Annotated in this window: 12 protein-coding genes; 1 reads left to right on the forward strand and 11 read right to left on the reverse strand. The window is 33.4% G+C overall.

What is annotated here, in order from left to right; genetic code table 11:
• Positions 1–3: 3 nt before the first annotated feature.
• The 11 genes from LNP27_RS09665 to LNP27_RS09715 form a co-directional block, all read right to left on the reverse strand.
• On the reverse strand, positions 4–1,263 hold the full coding sequence (locus LNP27_RS09665) for an MFS transporter (protein WP_229941433.1): 1,260 nt from the start codon (positions 1,261–1,263) through the stop codon (positions 4–6).
• Positions 1,264–1,288: 25 nt separating this feature from the next.
• The gene (locus tag LNP27_RS09670) at positions 1,289–2,821 is read right to left on the reverse strand and encodes a glycoside hydrolase family 10-like protein (RefSeq protein WP_229941434.1); all 1,533 of its coding nucleotides are present in this window, start codon (positions 2,819–2,821) and stop codon (positions 1,289–1,291) included.
• A 156-nt stretch (positions 2,822–2,977) separates the two neighbouring features.
• Complete coding sequence (locus LNP27_RS09675; RefSeq protein ID WP_229941435.1) at positions 2,978–4,249, reverse strand: acyltransferase family protein; 1,272 nt, start codon at positions 4,247–4,249, stop codon at positions 2,978–2,980.
• Between the two features lie 30 nt (positions 4,250–4,279).
• Positions 4,280–5,488 carry an anhydro-N-acetylmuramic acid kinase gene (locus LNP27_RS09680; protein WP_229941436.1) on the reverse strand — a complete coding sequence of 403 codons (1,209 nt, stop codon included), beginning with the start codon at positions 5,486–5,488 and terminating at the stop codon, positions 4,280–4,282.
• Between the two features lie 171 nt (positions 5,489–5,659).
• Complete coding sequence (locus LNP27_RS09685) at positions 5,660–8,659, reverse strand: serine hydrolase domain-containing protein (RefSeq protein WP_229941437.1); 3,000 nt, start codon at positions 8,657–8,659, stop codon at positions 5,660–5,662.
• Positions 8,660–8,746: 87 nt separating this feature from the next.
• A complete protein-coding gene (locus LNP27_RS09690) occupies positions 8,747–10,255 on the reverse strand; it encodes a sodium:solute symporter (RefSeq protein ID WP_229941438.1) in 1,509 nt (502 codons plus the stop codon).
• A 40-nt stretch (positions 10,256–10,295) separates the two neighbouring features.
• A complete protein-coding gene (murQ, locus tag LNP27_RS09695) occupies positions 10,296–11,123 on the reverse strand; it encodes an N-acetylmuramic acid 6-phosphate etherase (protein WP_229941439.1) in 828 nt (275 codons plus the stop codon).
• 53 nt (positions 11,124–11,176) lie between these two features.
• Complete coding sequence (locus LNP27_RS09700) at positions 11,177–12,382, reverse strand: exo-beta-N-acetylmuramidase NamZ family protein (RefSeq protein WP_229941440.1); 1,206 nt, start codon at positions 12,380–12,382, stop codon at positions 11,177–11,179.
• 724 nt (positions 12,383–13,106) lie between these two features.
• Positions 13,107–13,943, reverse strand: a complete 837-nt coding sequence (locus tag LNP27_RS09705; RefSeq protein WP_229941441.1) for a DUF4397 domain-containing protein — start codon at positions 13,941–13,943, stop codon at positions 13,107–13,109.
• Positions 13,944–13,969: 26 nt separating this feature from the next.
• Positions 13,970–15,517 carry a SusD/RagB family nutrient-binding outer membrane lipoprotein gene (locus LNP27_RS09710; RefSeq protein WP_229941442.1) on the reverse strand — a complete coding sequence of 516 codons (1,548 nt, stop codon included), beginning with the start codon at positions 15,515–15,517 and terminating at the stop codon, positions 13,970–13,972.
• A gap of 16 nt (positions 15,518–15,533) precedes the next feature.
• Entirely contained in the window at positions 15,534–18,593 is a 3,060-nt protein-coding gene (locus LNP27_RS09715; protein WP_229941443.1) for a SusC/RagA family TonB-linked outer membrane protein, read from the reverse strand.
• Between the two features lie 214 nt (positions 18,594–18,807).
• Between LNP27_RS09715 and LNP27_RS09720 the strand changes: the two genes are divergently transcribed.
• Positions 18,808–19,557, forward strand: coding sequence for a DeoR/GlpR family DNA-binding transcription regulator (locus LNP27_RS09720; RefSeq protein ID WP_229941444.1), 750 nt, complete (start codon positions 18,808–18,810; stop codon positions 19,555–19,557).
• The last annotated feature ends 85 nt before the right edge of the window (positions 19,558–19,642 follow it).

Below are 19,642 nucleotides of genomic sequence, written 5' to 3' on the forward strand. Positions count from 1 at the left end.
CTATTACTCTTGTTTCTTGCCAAACTCTTTTGGAAATATCAAAAATCTTGAAAGTATCAATCCTGGAATTGTGGCTATAAATACCCAAATAAAGAAATTACCATATCCTAAATAATCTTGAATATAGCCACTCACCATTCCTGGAAGCATCATTCCAAGTGCCATAAATCCAGTTGCAATAGAGTAGTGGGAGGTTTTTGATTCGCCTTCAGCTACGTAAATCAAATACATCATAAAAGCAGCAAAACCAAAACCGTAACCGAATTGTTCTGCTATTACGGTCAGATAAATGTAAATAACCGAACTAGGATGGAAATGTGATAACAAAACAAATCCTATTATTGGTAAGTGCATTGCTAAAATCATAGGTAACATCCATTTTCCTAAACCATGTCTCGAAATAGCAATTCCGCCTAAAATTCCACCAATTGTTAACGCAATTAGTCCAAAAGTTCCATAAATAATACCCACATCTTCAGTTTGTAATCCCATTCCGCCATCAGAGATCGGATCAACTAAAAATGGAGTTAGCATTTTTAATAATTGTGATTCTCCCAAACGAAATAAAAGAATGAAAGCCAGTATTAATCCAATTTGTTTTTTCTTGAAAAAGCTGCCAAAAACTTTACCGAAACTTTTCTCTTCATTTTCTCCAAATTTAATTGAAAGTTCCGCTTTTGGCGTAGCAAAATAATTATAAACAGTTAAAATTGACATAACAATTCCCACGAAAATCATAGTATAAGACCACGCTTGTACATTATTACCAAAACGATGCTCTAAATAACCTGCTAGCAAAATAATTAATCCATTTCCAGTAAGCATCGATGCTCTATAAAATGTACTTCTAATCCCTAAAAAGAAAGATTGTTGTTCTTTCTCTAGAGCTAGCATATAAAAACCGTCACTTGCCACATCATTTGACGCTGATGCAAAAGCAGCCACCCAAAAAACGGCTAAACTTAATATGAAAAATTGATTAGCTGGAATAATGAGACCTACAATTAAAAAGGCAATTGAAATGAGCAATTGCATCGATAAAAACCATTTTCTTTTAGTCCCGTATAAATCTATAAATGGACTCCACAATGGTTTTATTACCCAAGGCAAATATAATAAACTGGTATATAAACCAATGTCTTCGTTGCTTATTCCCAAATTTTTGTACATTAATACCGAAACGGATATTATGATTACATACGGAAAACCGGAAGCAAAGTTTAAAACGGGAATCCAATACCAAGGTCTGTTATCTGTTTTCATCAAGGGAAATTAAAGTCGGTTAAATTTATAGTGTGAAGTTTACTTCTGTAGCTTCACTTTCGTTACCATAATAATCAATAAAGGTCACGGCGTATTTTGTGTTTTTATCTATTTTATAAGCAGGGATGGTAACTTCTACAGTATCATTATTTGTTTTATAGGGTATTTTATCCAGTATTTGAGTTGCATCGTTGCTATCGATTTTTGCATTAAATTCGGCACCATAAACCATAAGATATCGTACTTTACTGTACATTGGATATTGCACCGTAAAGCGAGAAGAAATAGGATCAGATAGTACGTTAGTTACTGTTGGCACAATAACCATGTTTCGAACAGAATTGGCAACTACAGGAGTAAGTGCTGGATATTGATATTGATTTTCCATCAATAATTTAGTGACACTTTGATTTTTGTTCAGGAATGATTTGGCACTAAAAAAAGCATTACCCTGAATGTTTTTAAAGCTTCTCGCATAATCAATTTGATTCGGAATTTCTTTTGGATTATTCCATCTTTTATCTGAATCAGCATTGACTTTATAACTTCCATTACCAATATAAACGTTTACATTAGTTGAGTTTTCAGACCACCAACGCAATAATTTTGAATAAGAAGCTGTAGGATGATCCATACTCCAATACAATTGTGGAATTAGGTAGTCAATCCATTTGTATTGCATCCATGCCATTGGATCAGCAAATAAATCATCATAATTAGTTTGTCCAGATTTAGTGTCTGAACCTTTAGGATCCACCGATTTATTTCTCCAAACACCAAAAGGACTAATTCCAAATTGTACCCAAGGTTTGATGTTTTTTATCGAAATAGAAATACATTTTACAAATTCATTTACGTTTGATCTTCTCCAATCTTCCAATGTCATTCCGTTTCCATACTTTTGAAAAGATGCACTATCATTGAATTTTTCTCCAGGAACTTTATATGGGTAAAAATAATCATCAAAATGAATCGCGTCAATATCGTAATTGGTAACAACCTCTTCAACCACTGCCGTTAAATGATTTTGAACCTCTGGAAGCGCTGGATCGTAGTAATATTTCCCAGCATATTTAATCATCCATTCTGGATATTTAAAGAAGTCATGATCTGGACTTAACTCGTTAGTTTTTAAATTCATCGTGGCACGATAGGGATTTAACCATGCGTGAAATTCGAAACCTCTTTGATGTGCTTCGGTTATCATCCACTCTAAAGGATCAAAATATGGACTGGGTGCTTTTCCTTCTTTTCCAGTCAAATATTTAGACCATGGTGCTAGTTTTGAAGGATAAAAAGCATCTCCAACACTACGAATCTGAACAATTACGGCATTGTAGTTTAATTTTTTGTACGTATCTAAAATCTCTAAATAATCTGCTTTTTGCTTCGCTACATTATCATTGCCACTTTTGGGCCAGTCAATATTAACTACAGTAGCAATCCATACGGCTCTAAATTCATTTTTTGGGTTGTTAGTTAATTCTTGTGCGTTGCTATTCGAAAAAGAGAGTAATAAAATCCAAATAAATAAAATGGCGTCCTTGTAATTTGTCATTAGAGTTTTGTTTATAAAGTATTCAAAAATAGTTTTTTTACTACTGTTTAACCAATTAAATCAGCTTTAAAAATTTGATTTTATTCACTAGCGCAATTTCTTTGCCAATTAATCACAGTTTTGCTCAAAAGGAAAATTTTGGTTCAACTTGAAAACTTATACTTTAAAAATTAATTTATATTTATAAAAAATCCATAAGATTACAGACCAAAAAACAGCGTACGATAACGCATAAAAGAGTGATGCATTTAACGGATTACTAAAAATTGGAACAATATTAAAATCATAGATAAATTTCTGAAGATTGATTTCTTCAGATGGTATTTCTGGATTATTGATTTTAATTGCGCTCAAAGCTCTAGGGATTATTCCTGAAAAGAAAAACACAATCATCGGATTTACACCCCAAATTAAAAATAACTTGGTCCATTTTTTATAATTAGCCACATCGATAATATAATATAAAAACGTTAGACATAGTGCAGCAATTCCAGCTGTATATAACACATAAGAGCTCGTCCAAAGTGATTTATTTATGGGAAAAACAGTGTTCCAAATTAATCCTAGAACTACTAACACAATCCCTATAATTCCTATTTTTTTAACGATTTCAATTTTTGTGTTTTGTAAGTTCAGTATTTGGCCAATGAACATTCCTAAAATACCGGTAGCTATTGCAGGCAATGTACTTAAGATTCCTTCGGGATCCCAAGTTTTTGAGGAAGCCCATAAATGTCCGTTTAATAGTGAATTGTCAATCCAAGCCGCTAAATTGGTGCCTTTTTCAAAATTAGGTGCTCCAAATTCTGGAACCGGAACTAAAGCCATTAAACCCCAGTACGCCAGTAAAATAACTGCGGCTACTAGAAGTTGTGTTTTCAGATTTGTCTTCAAATAAAGTAGAGAGCTAAAGAAATATACAATTCCTATTCGTTGCAAAACTCCAGGTAGTCTTACATCTTGATAGGCTGAAATTCCGCTGTAGGCTAAGAATAGAAGCGCTGCTAGAATTAGAAAAACCAAGTAGGTTTTAATTTTTAAACTAAAGTTACCTAAAAGGGCATAAGCAACTGCAAAAGTAATGAGTAGTCGAAGTAGCAATAAAGGAACTCCTTCTAGACTTAAGATTTGAATTCGGCTAAAATAATTCAAGAACAATCCAAGACAGAAAATACGTAACGAACGAACAACAATTTTATTAAAAACGGCTAAATCAAAATGTTTAGATGGCATTGCAAAAGGAACTGCCGTACCCATTATAAAAATAAAAAACGGAAATACTAAGTCAGTAGGAGTGCAGCCATTCCACTCTGCGTGCTCTAAAGGAGGATATATGTGTGCCCAACTTCCGGGATTGTTAACAATAGTCATCAATAGAATTGTGAATCCTCTAAAGACATCAAGCGAAATTAAACGTTCTTTTTGCATTTTATTTTGGTTAATTTTGGTTAGTGTTTATTAGTTAGGAAATGAAATTTTCCCCATTGAAACAGATGGAATACCTTTTCGGATTCCGAAATCAGAGGTACCGCCGGAAACGGTTTCGTTTGCTAAAATTGCAAATAAAATCGCTTCTTTAGCATCACCTGAAATTCCTAAAGTATCAGTTGTGGAAAATTGACAAGGAAGTAATTCCTTCAGCCATTCTACTAGTAGCGGATTGTGCGCTCCGCCACCCGACATGTAAATGGTGAAATTTTCAACAGTATATATTGTGTTTGTTATTGCTGTATGTATAGCTTCTGCAATGGTTTCAGCACTAAATCGTGTTAATGTTGCTAATAAATCGGGAATCGAAATGTTTTGTGTATTGCTTACTGCTCGTGCTTTTGTAACGTACTCGACACTAAAAAGTTCTGGTCCCGTAGTTTTTGGAAATGGCTTTGCAAAAAAAACATCTGATTTTAAAATTGTCAAAAGTGCTTTATTGACAGTACCTTTTTTAGCAATTTCTGCATCTTTATCATATGATTTATCTGGAAAATAAAGTTTTGTAAAAGCATCGATTAAGGTATTTCCAGTTCCCGTATCAGTAACAAAAACTTCTTCGGGATTGCTACTTGCTGGTAAATAAGTAAAATTTGAAATTCCTCCCATATTCAGCATAATTCGATTGTCTCCTTTTTTTGAAAACAGAAAATAATCACCATAAACTGCCAAAGGAGCACCTTCGCCACCTGCAGCAACATGTTTTTGCCTGAAATCAGAAAGTGTGATTATTCCTGTTTTTACCGCTATGTGATCGCCATCTCCAATTTGTAAAGTAGCATTTGGAAACTTTTCTTGCTGGTGTAAAATCTTGGGTGCATGAAAAACAGTTTGCCCGTGTGATGCTATTAAGTCGACTTTTTCTGGAGAAATATCCCAACGCGTGAGACATTCTAGAATCATATCAGCATGTAAAGCTCCAATCCATTCATTTAACAGAACTAGTTTTTGAAAATCGATGGTTTGTTTTGCAAAAACAGATCTAATTTCTAATTTTATATCATCTGAGTAGTCAACAGTATTAAATTGCATCAAATTCACTTTCGTTTCTTCGCCAGAACCTGATATTTCGCATAAAGCCACATCTAAGCCATCTAATGAAGTTCCAGACATCAAACCAATAATGGTTCGCGTTGGTTTTTGAGCAATTTTATAAAGAGATTCTAGATTTGAATTCATGATTCCAGATGTAAGTAATGAAATTAAGGACTGTTTTTAACTATCTAAGAAATTTAAGAACATCTGCATTTTTGCTTTACCGTTTTCTTAAATGATTAAATATGACAAGTCGTAAAGTTAAAAGTTTTAATTGTTTTAAATAAGATTATGTAATTTAACTCAGTTAGAATTCTATTTTATAATCGCATCTTGGATTATTTTCTGAATATCTTCTCTAATTTTCTCTTTGGCTAATTTATTTCCTGCCGTTGTAACTTCTGGATAGGTTCTGTTTGAGAGAAAAATATAGACAATTTCAGTTTCAGGATCTACCCAAGCAATGTCACCCGTAAAACCGGTATGACCAAAACTAGACTCAGAGACACATCCACAAGTTGGACCATCTTTTCCTACTCTTTTATCAAAACCTAAACCTCTTTGTACGCCTTCAGCGGCGTAGTACGAGGTATTAAAAGCATTGAATGTTTGTTCAGAAAAATAACGTTTGTTGCCGTAATTTCCTTTTTGCAAAAATAATTGCATCATTTTAGCCACATCCATCGCATTCGAAAAAATTCCGGCGTGTCCCGCAACTCCGCCTTCCATTGCTGCTGCCATATCATGTACATATCCTTGCACGACCTGGTGACGGAAATAATTATCCACTTCTGATGGTGCAATATTATTTTTATCAAACTTTGTTAATGGATTATATAGCGTATTGTTCATCCCAAGCGAGCTATAAAAATTTTTCTGACTCAGAATTTCTAAAGGTTGTTTTGTCTTTCTTTCTAAGTATTCTTTTAGAATAATAAAGGTAAAATCACTGTATTTGTATTCCTTTTTTAAGGACAATGGACTTTCAGCTATAAGTTTCATAATGGTGTCATGATAATCATTTCTAAGGTAAAGATCATCCGCCACTTTAGTTGAAAATTGTTCATTTGGAACTTTCCGATAATACTTTTCCATAGGTGAGTTATCACTATTTAACGTTGCTTTATAAAATGGAATCCAAGCTTGAAGACCAGCATAATGGGTTAGTAAATCCTTGAAACTGATATTCTCTTTGTTTGTGTTTGCAAAAAGAGGCACCATTTTTTTTAATTTAGTATCTAAATTAACTTTCTTTTTATCATACAATTGCAGCACATTTGGCAGTGTTGAAATCATTTTCGATAAAGATGCAACATCGTATAAATCTGAATTGGTAACCTTTTTTGAATTATCATACGTAAGATGGCCATAGGATTTTTGGAAAATCACATTTCCTTTTCTAGCTACTAAAACTTGCATTCCGGGAGTCATTTTGCCATCAATTGCTTTTTGAGCAATGCTATCAATTTTAGATAAAATCTGTGGATTCATGTCTTCATTTTCAGGAGCTGTAAAACCCAAACGATTCAATTTTTCTATTGATAAACCATAGTTTACTGGAAAAGAATTATTTATAGAAACTGGTAGTTTTCCTTTGGCCTCGACCGCACCAAAAAGTAATTCTGCAGAAACAATCTGACTTACATCTGAGTTTTGGTAGGAAACCACTAATCCTTCCATATCATCAAAATTTGTAATAGGAAGTAAGGAATATGGTTTTGTAAAAACATCTAGAATCACTTTGTTGTGTTTTGCAATTTCTTGTAACCAAAGCATTTCTGTTTCTTTGAAATCTTGCTTGGCCCAAGTTTTATTCTCTTTGTGGAAACCAATGATAACGGTATCGTATTTTTTTAATTCAGTATTTAAGCTATCAATATTAGTATGCGAAACTTCGGTTATTTCAGTATATTTTTTTAATGTTGATACAAAAACACTGTTTACAGCATCGCCTAATTTTACGTAAGCTATTTTTTGACTTAAATCTTTAATAGGTACGATATCCTTCTTATTTTTCAAAACGGTAATCGCATTTCCGTACAGTTTATAGCTTAAAGCTTCATTCTGAGAAGGATTTATGTCAGAAATTAGGTTAGCCATTTCAACAGGTTTGTACGAATTTAATCCCGATTTGAATTTATAATGCAATATTTTTTTTACCGAATGAGCCAAACGTTCTTCAGTAATAACTCCTTCGCTGTAAGAAGCTTCTAATTTTGTCATGGCAACGGGAACATTTTCGGGGCAAAGCAAAATATCATTTCCTGCAAGAAGTACCGCTAGCTCAAGATCACCAGGACCTTTGAAGTTACTAGCTCCTTTCATCGCTAAACCATCGGTAATAATCAAACCATCAAAACCCAACTGATTTTGAAGTACGTTCGTCACTACATTATACGAAGCAGAGGAAGGATAATTTTCTTTAGTCTCTAAACTTGGAATATTAAGGTGACCAACCATAACAGAAACTAAACCTTCATCAAACATTCTTTTATAAGGATACAATTCGATGTTATCAATGCGTTCTTTTGAGAAATTAACTAATGGCAGCGTGTAATGAGAATCAGCAGAAGTATCGCCATGACCAGGGAAATGTTTACCGGTGCTAAAAACTCCTTGCCCTTGGACTCCTTTCATTAAAGCAATGGCTTTATTGCTGACATTAGTTTTGCTTTCGCCAAAAGAACGATTCCCAATAATAGGATTTTTAGGATTGGTATTAATATCCAATACAGGTGCAAAATTGAAATGGATTCCCATTCGTTTTGATTCAAGTCCCATTTGTCTACCCACTTTTTCAATTAAATCTAAATCTTGGATCGCTCCTAATGTCATATTCCAAGGGAAAACGTAAGTAGAATCTAATCTCATGCTCACACCCCATTCGGCATCAAGTCCAATAAATAAAGGCACTTGTGCTTTAGCTTGATATTCATTTGTCAATTTAGCTTGACGAACTGGTCCACCTTGAAAGAAGATAACGCCCCCCACTTTATAATCTGTAATCAACGCTTTAATCTGATTTTCGTGAATAGAATCTTTATTCGAATAGGCTGGAACCATAAACAATTGTCCTAATTTTTCGCGAACGGTCATTTTGCTATAGATGCTATCTACCCAATGAGTTTCAGCATCAGAATCTTTGAAGAATTTTTTTCTTTCTGATTTATTTAATGCCGTATAAATTGCATTATCTTCTATAAAGGAGTCCTTTTTTATGTTCGCAGCCGTACTTGATTTTTTAGTAGTAGCACAATTGGTAATTAAGAATAGAAATGCTGTGTAAAAGCTAATCTTTATTAAGAAATTTTTCATTTACTTTATTTTAAGTGAAGTGCATACCTGTCTCTTATTAGAGCGGTACACAATAATTTAATCTAATTGTGTAAGATTTTTATGGGACTAAAAACTTATTCTTTCCGTGCTGCGCGAACTGGTTATCAATAAACCGAGATAAGTCAACAATCCGTTGAGAACTATTAATTCATTGTCAAATACATATCCAGAAAATAAGGTTCTGGAATACTCATTTATTAAGTAGGTAAATAGGGGAGACAGTAAGCAAATAAAGGGAACTAATTTGTCATTGACATTCCTGTTTTTTTGGAATAAACCAAAAGCATATAATCCTAATAATGGCCCATAAGTATAAGAGGCAACTCTAAAAATCATTCCAACAACAGAACTATCGTTAATAGAATTAAAAATAAGTATTACTAAGAAAATTAATGCTGAAAAACTAATGTGTACAAAATGCCTAGTAAGAACAGTATTTTTCTTAAGTTGATTTTCGGCTTTATCCATACCTAAAAAATCGACGCAAAAAGAAGTTGTCAATGCAGTCAAAGCCGAATCAGTAGTAGCGAAAGTAGCTGCAATAATCCCTAGTAAAAACACGATAGCTGGAATTATAGAGAGATGATTTAGGGCTATTTCTGGAAAAAGTAAATCAGTTCTTGGTTTGCCTGTAATTAAATCTGTAGGCACTGCAATTCCGTTTTTGTTTGCATAAATGTAAAGTAATGCACCTACACTCAAGAAAAATATATTGATAACTACAAAGATTCCTGTGAAAGTAAACATGTTTTTTTGGGCTTCGCCAATGTTTTTACAACTCAAGTTTTTCTGCATTAAATCTTGGTCAAGACCTGTCATTGCGATCGTGACAAACATTCCGCCTAAAATTTGTTTCACAAAATGGAATTTGCTTCCTAAGAAATCATCAAAGAAAAATATTTTAGAATAATTACTATTTTTCACCTCTTCAAATGCACCAATAGCACTCAAATCCATACTATCACAGATGAAATAAATTGTTAAGAAAACGGAACTCACTAAGAAAAACGTTTGTAACGTATCTGTTATAATGATGGTTTTTAGTCCACCTCTATAAGTATAAGAAAATATAAGTAACAAAGAGATCAAAACGGTCATCGCAAACGGAATTCCATAAAAATCAAAAACATAGCGTTGCAAAACAATAACTACTAAATAAAGTCGGAAAGCAGAACTTATTGTCCTACTAATTAAGAATATAGAAGCTGCAGTTTTATAGCTGTAAAACCCCATTCTCTGCTCAATATAGCTGTAAATTGAGGTCAAATTCATTCTGTAATACAGCGGTAATAATAATTTTGTAATTATTATAAAACCAATGGCATTTCCTATGATAAACTGAAAATACTTGAATTGTTCACCACCAGCTGCACCAACTTCTCCAGGAACTGAAATGAAAGTCACGCCAGAAAGAGCAGTTCCTATCATCCCGAACGCCACTAAATACCATTTTGAATTTTTATTGGCAGTAAAAAATGCTGCGTTTCCATCATCTTTCCGACTCACTCGGTGTGAGATATAAAATAATACTCCGAAGTAAACGATGATAAGGATGAGGATTGCGCTTGGTGTCATTCTATGTGGTTATTGTTTGGTTAGTATATAGTTGTTTAAATTAATGCTCTAAATTTTTATTTTCAGCTAATAAAACAGCTCTTACGCTTTTGTGTTTATTCAGCAATTCAGCCGCTAATTTTTCATCGATTTTTAGTTCTTCAACAATCATTTCTACACCTCTTTGCACGAGTTTTTTATTTGATAACTGCATGTCAATCATTTTGTTTCCATACACTTTTCCTAGTTTAATCATCACCGAAGTAGAGATCATATTTAAAACTAATTTTTGTGAGGTTCCCGCTTTCATACGCGTGCTTCCTGTAAGAAACTCGGGACCTACAACAATTTCGATAGGAAAATCAGCTTCTTGTGAGATTAAGCTATTGCTATTACAAGAAATACTTCCGGTGTTAATATTGTTTTCACGAGCCATTTTTAAACCTCCAATTACATAAGGTGTATTTCCCGATGCTGCAATACCAATTACGAAATCGGCACTTGTGATATTGTGTTTTTTCAAATCTTCCCAAGCTTGATTAAAGTCGTCTTCAGCGTTTTCAACCGCTTTTCTAATCGCATAATCACCGCCAGCAATAATTCCGATTACTAAGTCATGAGGTACGCCAAAAGTAGGAGGGCATTCTGAGGCATCTAAAATTCCAATTCTTCCAGAAGTTCCAGCACCTATATAAAACAAGCGACCACCATGTTGCATTTTTACAACAATAGCATCTACTAGTTTTTCAATATTCGGAATTTGTTTTTTTATTACGCTCGAGACTTTCTTATCCTCAGCATTGATTCCCATGAGTATTTCTTCAGTACTCATTTTTTCTAGATTAGCGTAAAGCGATTCTTTTTCGGTATCAGGATTATTTTTAGCCATTTTTTTAATATTTAAAAGTGAAAGAACTTTAATTAATAGCAGTGCTACTAAATTTAATAAATTAGATATTTGGTTCGCATTTTTTTAAATGCAGTCAAATCTTTCTGCCAACTTTGTCTTATTTTATTTTCCGAAACTCCGTTTTCAATTTGCTGTTGTAATTTTTTTGTTCCAGCTAGTTTTGTAAAAAAGGCATTGAAAAATTTAGTTTTATCAGTTGTATTTTGATAGGCTTTTATTACCCATTTTAGTTCTAATTGAGTAAGTTTTGGGTACGATGTTAGATCTTCACCAAAGCATTCTTTTCCATTATGCATGGGATCTTTTGCACCAAAATTTGGTTTTGGAGTAAAACTAAAATCAAAACTTTTTTTTGCTAAAGAAGGAGAGCCATAAATTTGAAATTGTTTTTCAGTTCCGCGACCTACACTTACATTAGTGCCTTCAAAAAGACACAAACTAGCATAAAGATTTATAGATTGGTCGTTGGGTAAGTTGGGTGATGGTTTTACAAGTAAGCTATATTGCATTTTGCGGTTATAATTAATACAAGGAATCACAGTTAGTTTGCATTGTGCTGCATTTTTTAACCATTTTTGACCATTAATCATTTGACCATATTCGCCAATTGTCATTCCGTGGAGCAATGGAATAGGGTGCATGCCTACAAAGCTGGTAAATTCTTTTTCTAAAAGTGGTCCATCTGCAATGCTACCATTTGGATTTGGTCGGTCCAAGATTATAAGTGGAATTCCATTTTCAGCACAAGCTTCCATAACATAATGTAAAGAAGATATATAGGTGTAAAAACGCGCGCCAACATCTTGCAAATCGAATACCATTACATCAAGGTTCGCTAATTGTGCTGGTTTGGGTTTTTTATTATCTCCGTAAAGTGAAATAATGGATAATCCAGTTTTTGGATCTTTTCCGTCAACCACATGTTCGCCTGCATCTGCAGTTCCTCTAAAGCCATGTTCAGGAGCAAATATGGTTTGAATAGCTATTTTTTTCTCCAAAAGGAAATCGACTAAATGAGTATTGTCAGACAAGATTCCAGTTTGATTCGTAACGATTCCAACTTTTTTGTCTTTTAATAAAGGAAGATATTTTTGGTAATTATCGGCTCCGGTTATGATTTCTGTTGTATTATTTTTGAAAACATATTGATTATTATTTAGCTGCAATGAACTAGAATAAGTTGGAATGTGTGCCGTAAATAGTAATATAAAAGCGACTTTAGATATTAGTTTTGTCATTGTAAATTCTTGTTTATTAATTCGAAAAAAATTAGATGGTGTTTATAATTCAGTATTTATCATCTTCCTGTTTCCAAATAAAGTTATTATCACTAGTTGTAAATTGAACTCAAACCTAAAACAACCTTTCGCAAAGAAAGATATTTTAATTTTTAATTATTTTAAAACTTTCACTTATTCCATTTTCAAAACTAACTTTTACAAAAGGACTCCACAATGGAGCAGGTGCTACTCCTTGCATACCCGCAAGCCATTCTGACCATGGTTCAATGGATGATTTATAGAGTACGGCACTTTTTCTATACGAACTTGAAAAAATACACTATTATATCCGTTTGTTTTCAAATTATCAGTCATTGAAATTAATTCTGTTTATTGTGCAGTAGGCGTTGCCAAGCGGTTTGCGCACCAATTTAAATTGTAAACAGAGTCTACAAAAACGCCGCGTAGATCTCTTTTAGTATTGGTTTTACTAAATTCCACGTTTAGTGCGAATAGAGCGCGGTTTGTAATTGAGCTTACAAATAATAGTGCTGTTAATGAAAGTTTTATAATTTTTTTCATATTTCAAAATCTAAATAGTTTTAAAAAAAAATCATACAATATCATGTACCACTAAATATCAACCCCAAAAAACCTGTTAATTATTGAATAAAATAAAGTGCTTTGAAAAAAACCACTTTAAAAAGTATAAAGTGGTTTTTTTAAATTGGAGCAAAATTGTTTACTTATTTGTGTAAAATGTTACAACTGGGATATTAACAGTAGTACTTGGTAATCCATTGTTTAGACCTCCTACATAACCTCTACAAAATAAAGTGTATATTCTTCCTTTTCTCGGGGTAAGAGTTCCTTTAGCAACTACAGTAGTGGTTCCTATAGTTCTTAACTGAATTTCGTAGGTTGTTGTTTCCAAATCTGGTACGGCAGTAATTGGGATAAAGACTTCGTTACCTGACAAATATTTAACTTTAGAGTAAATTATAGTATTAGAATTTAATTCCTTAATTGATAAGTCATAACCGTCCGCTGGAGAATTTGGAATAAGATTTAAAAAGCGAATGTACGCTTTGCTTGGATCTGAATTTGCGACAGAAAGATCATCTTTTACGGTATAAGAAGCATAATTTGGAGAGCTTCCCACAATAAAAGTAGAGTAATAACTTTGCGCTTCTAAGTTCAATGGAAAAGTTAGTAAAGTTGAAGCTGGTAATGTGGCAGTTTGTGGTACTTCTACTTTAATAGATTGATTTCCTGCAGCTACTAGCGAATAATTTATCGTTGCTGGAAACTGAGAGCCATAAGGCACACCAAGAGGAAGACCGTTTAAAGCCGTTACGGTAACAGAAGTAGCTTTCACATCATTTGCAAACCAGTTTACAGTAAAGTTAGTTCCATTTGGCCCTATTGTAGCATTAGTAAATTTTACTTTTGCATCCTTATCAGAAACAAGTCCTGCATTTGGGTAAAAATTGTGCTCCTCACCACATGAAGTTAACAACGTAGCTGTTAGTATTAACGTGGCAAAAAAACCTTTGGCGATTATTTTTTTATTTTTCATTTGATTTTTTTTTAAAATTAAAATACTTACGGTTGAGAAAACCACATTTCTACGGTATGATAATCAGGTTTATCAGCTCCTATTGACTGTAGTGCAACAAAGTTCCAAACATATTCTGAGTTGAATCTAGGACGTACTCTATAAGCCAACTTACTGTTGTTATTAGCAAATAACGAAGGGAATGCTATAGTTTCGTACACTGTGTTATCATAATGATATTTTCTCATATCCGTCCAAGTTTCTAGGAAACCAAAACCAAATAATGCTACATATTTTTGCATCATGATATGTTTTATCGTCAAATTAGCAGCGGTAGGAACCACATTAACATCTGCTAAAAAAGCAGTTTTTTGTGCAGGTGTAATTACGGAAGCTGTTGGATAAACTGTACTAACAATAGTGTTTTTATTCACCATATCTATACTTGCTTCAATACCTTTTTTGTATGCTTCTAAAGCCATTCCTTTATCTCCTTTGATAAACGCAGCTTCAGCTTTGATAAATTGTAATTCTGAATAGGTCATTAATGGGAAGTCAGCATTATTTCTAAATAAATATCTTCCTGTTAATGAAGCTACAGGCTGTGTCGTTCCTCCCCATAAATTTGGAATACGAGTCGCTGCTACTGTTCCAGCAGATGTATTTAAAGGATTTCCTCTAACAACTCCATCTGCCGATGGCACTAAAACATTCGCCATTCTAGGATCAACAGCACCTGTAAAAATAGTACCGTCCATTGCTCTCACAATAAAATCTGATTGTCTATATAAAGATAGATTATTGCGTAAATTTCCGTAAAAATTACCATCTGCAGTACTTGTACCACCATGTTTTACATAACAATCGTCAGCAGGGCTAGCTAGTGCTTTATCAACGTATTCAATTACTTTAGTTGGATTATAAGTAGATTTGTTAATTAAGTTATTTGCGTTTCTAGCTAATAATCCATAACCAAATTTTATCCATTTAGATTTATCTCCACCATATATTAAGTCACCTTTTTTTGTATAGCTGATGTCATATTTACCATCCGTTCTCTCCATGTCAGCAATACCTTCTAAAGTTAATCTTGTAACTTCATCATAGGCTTCTTGTTGGGTTGCATAGTCAAATGTTAGTCTAGCAGTAAAAACTTGGTCAAATTTAATTATCTCACCATGATAATCGGTTGTTTGTTGCCATGACCACGCTCTAATTACTTTTCCCATTCCTTGAATATCATACCTTTGCGCTTTTTCTGCCTCTGTAATAACATTTGATAAGTTACGTCCTATAGAATAGTAAGCCACCTTCCAAATTTCACCTCCAGAATCACTAGATGCAGCATAACCATATCGATCCCAAACATCTCCAGTTGTTGCATGAGATAAATATTGTGTGTATTTACCTATAAATCTTGAATCAAATTGTATTCCCACAGCCATTTGCGCTTGAATGCTTGGCAAAAGGAAAATAGGTTCAACAATAGTAGGGAAGCTTGGATTTATATTCACTTCTGCAATTTCATCTCTATTACAAGCTGTAATAAATAGAGTTAAGAAGGTAACAGCTATATATTTATGTATATTTTTCATTTTTTTTAATGTTTTATTAAAGTCCAAATTTAAAACCTAAGTTAACTCCTCTTGAAGTAGAAAGCACCCCATAATCGAATCCTGTGCCTCCGGCACCTCCAGAACTAGCATTCAAACCATTTACCGCAGGATCTGCTCCTTTGTAGTTTGTAATCATGAATGCATCCGTAACTGTTAGATACATAGCCATGCTTTGGAATAATTTACTTTTTTGAATTAGCTCAGGAGAAAAACGATAACTTAATGTAATATCTCTCATACGTAACCAATTGACATCTCTCTCAATAAAATCAGATGATACTGTATTCGAGTTATAATAATCGTTTTGAAAATAAGGTGTAATTTGAATATTGTTTTTTGTAGGAGTAGGAGAATCTTCTAAACCATCTTTTATAACACCATTGATAACGATTGGCTGTTCTCTATTTACAGTTTGTGTACTTAAACCTTGATTAAATAAGTATGCTTCTGTTGCGTTATAAATATCACCACCTTTACGAATATCTAAAAGAAACGATAATTTGAAATTTCTTAATGTAAAACTATTTTGTAATCCTATAGAAAAATCTGGGTTCCTATCTCCAACGATTGGGAAATTTGTATCAATTAATGGTTGACCCGTAGACGGATTTATTAAAATATCACCATTCTTGTTTCTTATGTTAGTGTAACCAGTAAAAGTAGTTAGTGGCGATCCAACTCTTGCACCACCTCTAACGTTTCCATACATCCAAGTGTCTGAAGTATAAAATTCAGGTAACGTTGAAGGTAAACTCAATAATTCAGAGTCCGTTTTTGTAAAGTTAGCCAATATATCCCAAGTAAAGTTTTCACTTTTTATAGGTGCACCTGTAAATGTAACTTCTATACCTCTGTTTTTTAAGGAACCAAAATTATAAGCTGTTAAAACAAATCCTGTTCCGTAACTTAAACGCATTCCGTTTATGATAGGGTTATCAGTTCTTCTTTCGTAAAGAGCGACATCTAAACCAAATCTGTTTTTAAAGAAACGAAGTTCAGTTCCTATTTCCGTCGAAGTATTCATTTCTGCTTGAAGCGCTGGATTTGCTCCTGTTACAGAGTATCCAAATCCACCACCCGTTGTAGTTTTAGGTTCGTAAGCAGGTGTTATAGAGTAAGGTCTTGCATCGTTTGCAACTCTAGCCCAAGAAGTTCTAATTTTTCCAAAAGATAAGATTTCATTATCCTTCAGAGCATTAAGTTCTGAAAAAACAAAACTCATAGAGGCTGATGGATAAAAAAATGAGTTATTATCTCGCGGAAGAGTAGAGGAAACGTCATTACGTCCAGTAAGTGTTAAGTAAAGTAATTTGTCATAATCCAACGTGAATTCTCCAAATATTCCATCAACACGTTTTTTGATAATTCTTTCTAAAGATCTTTGTGTTGTTGGGTCAGTATTATTTATGGAAGTAGCATCGGCAACATAGAACTTTTCTCCCTTAGATGATAAAACAACATAATTATCTAGTTTTCTAGCAGTACCAAGTCTAAGTAATCCATTAAACTTGCCTAATGATTGCTTTGCAGTACCAAAAAAAAGGAAATTATAATTTTTTGTCTGATCTGTGTATTGCTCATAATATCCTCCGGACGCGCCAGCTTCTTGTGATTCAGGATGTGAAGATCTAAAACCTTGTGTAGAGTTAGCATCTACACCAAAACGTCCTGTAAAACTTAACCATGAAAGCGGATCGTAAGTAAGAGAAGCATTTGTTATTACACGTGCATTTTCGTCACTTGCTTTGTTCTTATTTACATTAAAAAATGGGTTATCTGCTTCTGTATCTAATGAACCATCAGTTATTTTTTTTCTGCTTCCATCAGTATTCAGGTAATCTCTAACATCAATATCAGAAGGAAAAGATAAAAGATTAAGTAAGAAACCTCCAGCACCTTTTGATGCTTTGTCAGTTTTAGATTTTACGAAAGCCACAGAGGCTTCTGCTCTTAATTTGTCTGTGATTTTTGCAGTTCCACCTAACGTTAAATTTAATTTTTCGTATGCTGAGTTTGGTATAACTCCTCCTTGTTCTAAGTTTGCAACCGAAAGTCTGTACGTTATAGTTTCACTTCCTGCATCTAAAGTTAAGGAGTTTGACTTTTTTATACCGGTCTGAAAAAAGTTGTTTATGTTGTCAAACATTTGTGTTCCAGGAGCATATTTCTCACCAAAATATCTTCTGTAATTGTTATTAGTAATTCCGGAAGCACCTCGTTGATACACTTTTTGAGTTTCTGGAAAACGATAGACATCATCAAAGCGAACGTCTGTTGAAAAAGTGATAGTGCCTCTTCCTTTTTTTCCTTTCTTAGTAGTAATTACAATTGCTCCATTTCCTGCTTCAATTCCGTACAATGCTGCAGCCTCAGGACCTTTAAGAACAGTAATGCTTTCAATATCGTCTGGATTGATATCAGCTCCACGGCTATTATAATCAGCATTTCTATTTGGAGCATTCGAAATTAATAATCCTTGATCTAAGGTGTTATTACTAATAGGTAGACCATCTACAACAAACAATGGTTGATTGTTACCACTCATTGAGTTAACGCCACGCAACTGAATTGCAGCTGAAGCTCCAGGAGCTCCAGAAGTACTTGTAACAGTTAAGCCAGCAATTCTTCCCTGTAAAGCATTTGCAAAATTTTCTCTTTGTGTGTCAGCAAGATCTTCACCTTTTACACTTTGTGTAGCATAACCTAAAGATGCTTTTGCTCTCTTGATACCAAATGATGTTGTTACTGTAACTTCCTTTAAACTTTCTACACTTTCCTCAAGGGAAACATTTATTGTCGATCCTATTGCTTTAAGTTCTTTAGTTGTAAACCCCATATAGCTAAAAACAAGTACATCAGATGGTGATGCATTGATTAGATATTTACCGTCCATATCAGTTACACTGCTCTTAGTAGTGCCTTTAATCAGAACTGAGGCTCCGGGAATTGGAATTCCATCAGCGTTGTTTTTAATAGTTCCAGTTATTGTTTTTGTTTGTGCAAACGTGGCTTGTACTAAAAAAAACAAAAATGAAATCAGTAATAATTTTTTCATAATTATTTGGTTTTTTAAAGGTTATTGTACAAATATATTTAATTAGTGCATATAAATGCAATATTTTTCCAATTATTTTTAAAATAAAGATAAATAATGCAACATAATGCATTAAATTACATTTTTTTATATAAATTTGTTAAATAATGTTGAGAAATGCCGAATCTTTAATTAAATATTTTAATACATTTGTAACCTACATATACACTTTACCATGCTTAAAGCTGAAAGACATAAATATATAATAACTAAACTTGCTGAAGAGCATCGTGTAAATACTATTCAGTTAGCAGTAGATTTGGATGTTTCAGAAGATTCTATACGACGGGACTTGAACAAGTTACATGAAAAAGGCCTGCTTGAAAAAGTATATGGCGGTGGAATTCCAGTCGCTGAGAAAAACAAAAGTGTATTTGATATTCTAATAACCAATGAAGATAAGAAAAAAGAAATAGCGGCTAAGGCACTTTCGTTACTTCATGACGGTCAAGTGATTATCATGAGTGGTGGTACCACAAACTTGATTTTCTCTCAACTTATACCGCCTTTGCTAAAAGCTACTATTTATACCTATAGTTTGCCTATAGCGATGCAATTATCGCAGTACCCAAATATAGATCTGATATTTATAGGAGGAAAAATGCAAAAAAATGCAATGGTTACGATAGGAATCGATGTGCTACAAGTTTTGTCAAAAATCAAAGCAGATATTTGTTTTATGGGAGTAAGTAGTATAAATATCAAACAAGGTCTTACTGAAATGGGTTATGAGGTATCAATTGTTAAAAAAGCAATGATAGAATCATCAGATAGAGTTGTGGCGATGTTTACCACGGATAAACTGAATACTAAAAGGCCGCACGTAGTTTGCGATATTAGTAAATTAGATACTATTGTAACCGAATTAGATCCTTCTGATGCAGCACTTGAAGAGTATGTAAAGTCTGGAGTTTCCATTTTATAAATATCACAATAATAAAGTATTATTGTTTTATACTGTATAAAGTTTAGAACATTATAATACCAAGTTGTACTCCAATATCAATTGC

Source organism: Flavobacterium galactosidilyticum (assembly GCF_020911945.1).
GTDB lineage: Bacteria > Bacteroidota > Bacteroidia > Flavobacteriales > Flavobacteriaceae > Flavobacterium > Flavobacterium galactosidilyticum.

Excerpts from the sequence above, each read along its gene's own strand:
- LNP27_RS09705 (WP_229941441.1), bottom strand. The coding sequence starts at position 13,943 with ATGAAAAATAAAAAAATAATCGCCAAAGGTTTTTTTGCCACGTTAATA.
- LNP27_RS09715 (WP_229941443.1), bottom strand. The coding sequence starts at position 18,593 with ATGAAAAAATTATTACTGATTTCATTTTTGTTTTTTTTAGTACAAGCC.
- LNP27_RS09665 (WP_229941433.1), bottom strand. The coding sequence starts at position 1,263 with ATGAAAACAGATAACAGACCTTGGTATTGGATTCCCGTTTTAAACTTT.
- LNP27_RS09690 (WP_229941438.1), bottom strand. The coding sequence starts at position 10,255 with ATGACACCAAGCGCAATCCTCATCCTTATCATCGTTTACTTCGGAGTA.
- murQ (WP_229941439.1), bottom strand. The coding sequence starts at position 11,123 with ATGGCTAAAAATAATCCTGATACCGAAAAAGAATCGCTTTACGCTAAT.
- LNP27_RS09685 (WP_229941437.1), bottom strand. The coding sequence starts at position 8,659 with ATGAAAAATTTCTTAATAAAGATTAGCTTTTACACAGCATTTCTATTC.
- LNP27_RS09675 (WP_229941435.1), bottom strand. The coding sequence starts at position 4,249 with ATGCAAAAAGAACGTTTAATTTCGCTTGATGTCTTTAGAGGATTCACA.
- LNP27_RS09700 (WP_229941440.1), bottom strand. The coding sequence starts at position 12,382 with ATGACAAAACTAATATCTAAAGTCGCTTTTATATTACTATTTACGGCA.
- LNP27_RS09670 (WP_229941434.1), bottom strand. The coding sequence starts at position 2,821 with ATGACAAATTACAAGGACGCCATTTTATTTATTTGGATTTTATTACTC.
- LNP27_RS09710 (WP_229941442.1), bottom strand. The coding sequence starts at position 15,517 with ATGAAAAATATACATAAATATATAGCTGTTACCTTCTTAACTCTATTT.
- LNP27_RS09680 (WP_229941436.1), bottom strand. The coding sequence starts at position 5,488 with ATGAATTCAAATCTAGAATCTCTTTATAAAATTGCTCAAAAACCAACG.
- LNP27_RS09720 (WP_229941444.1), top strand. The coding sequence starts at position 18,808 with ATGCTTAAAGCTGAAAGACATAAATATATAATAACTAAACTTGCTGAA.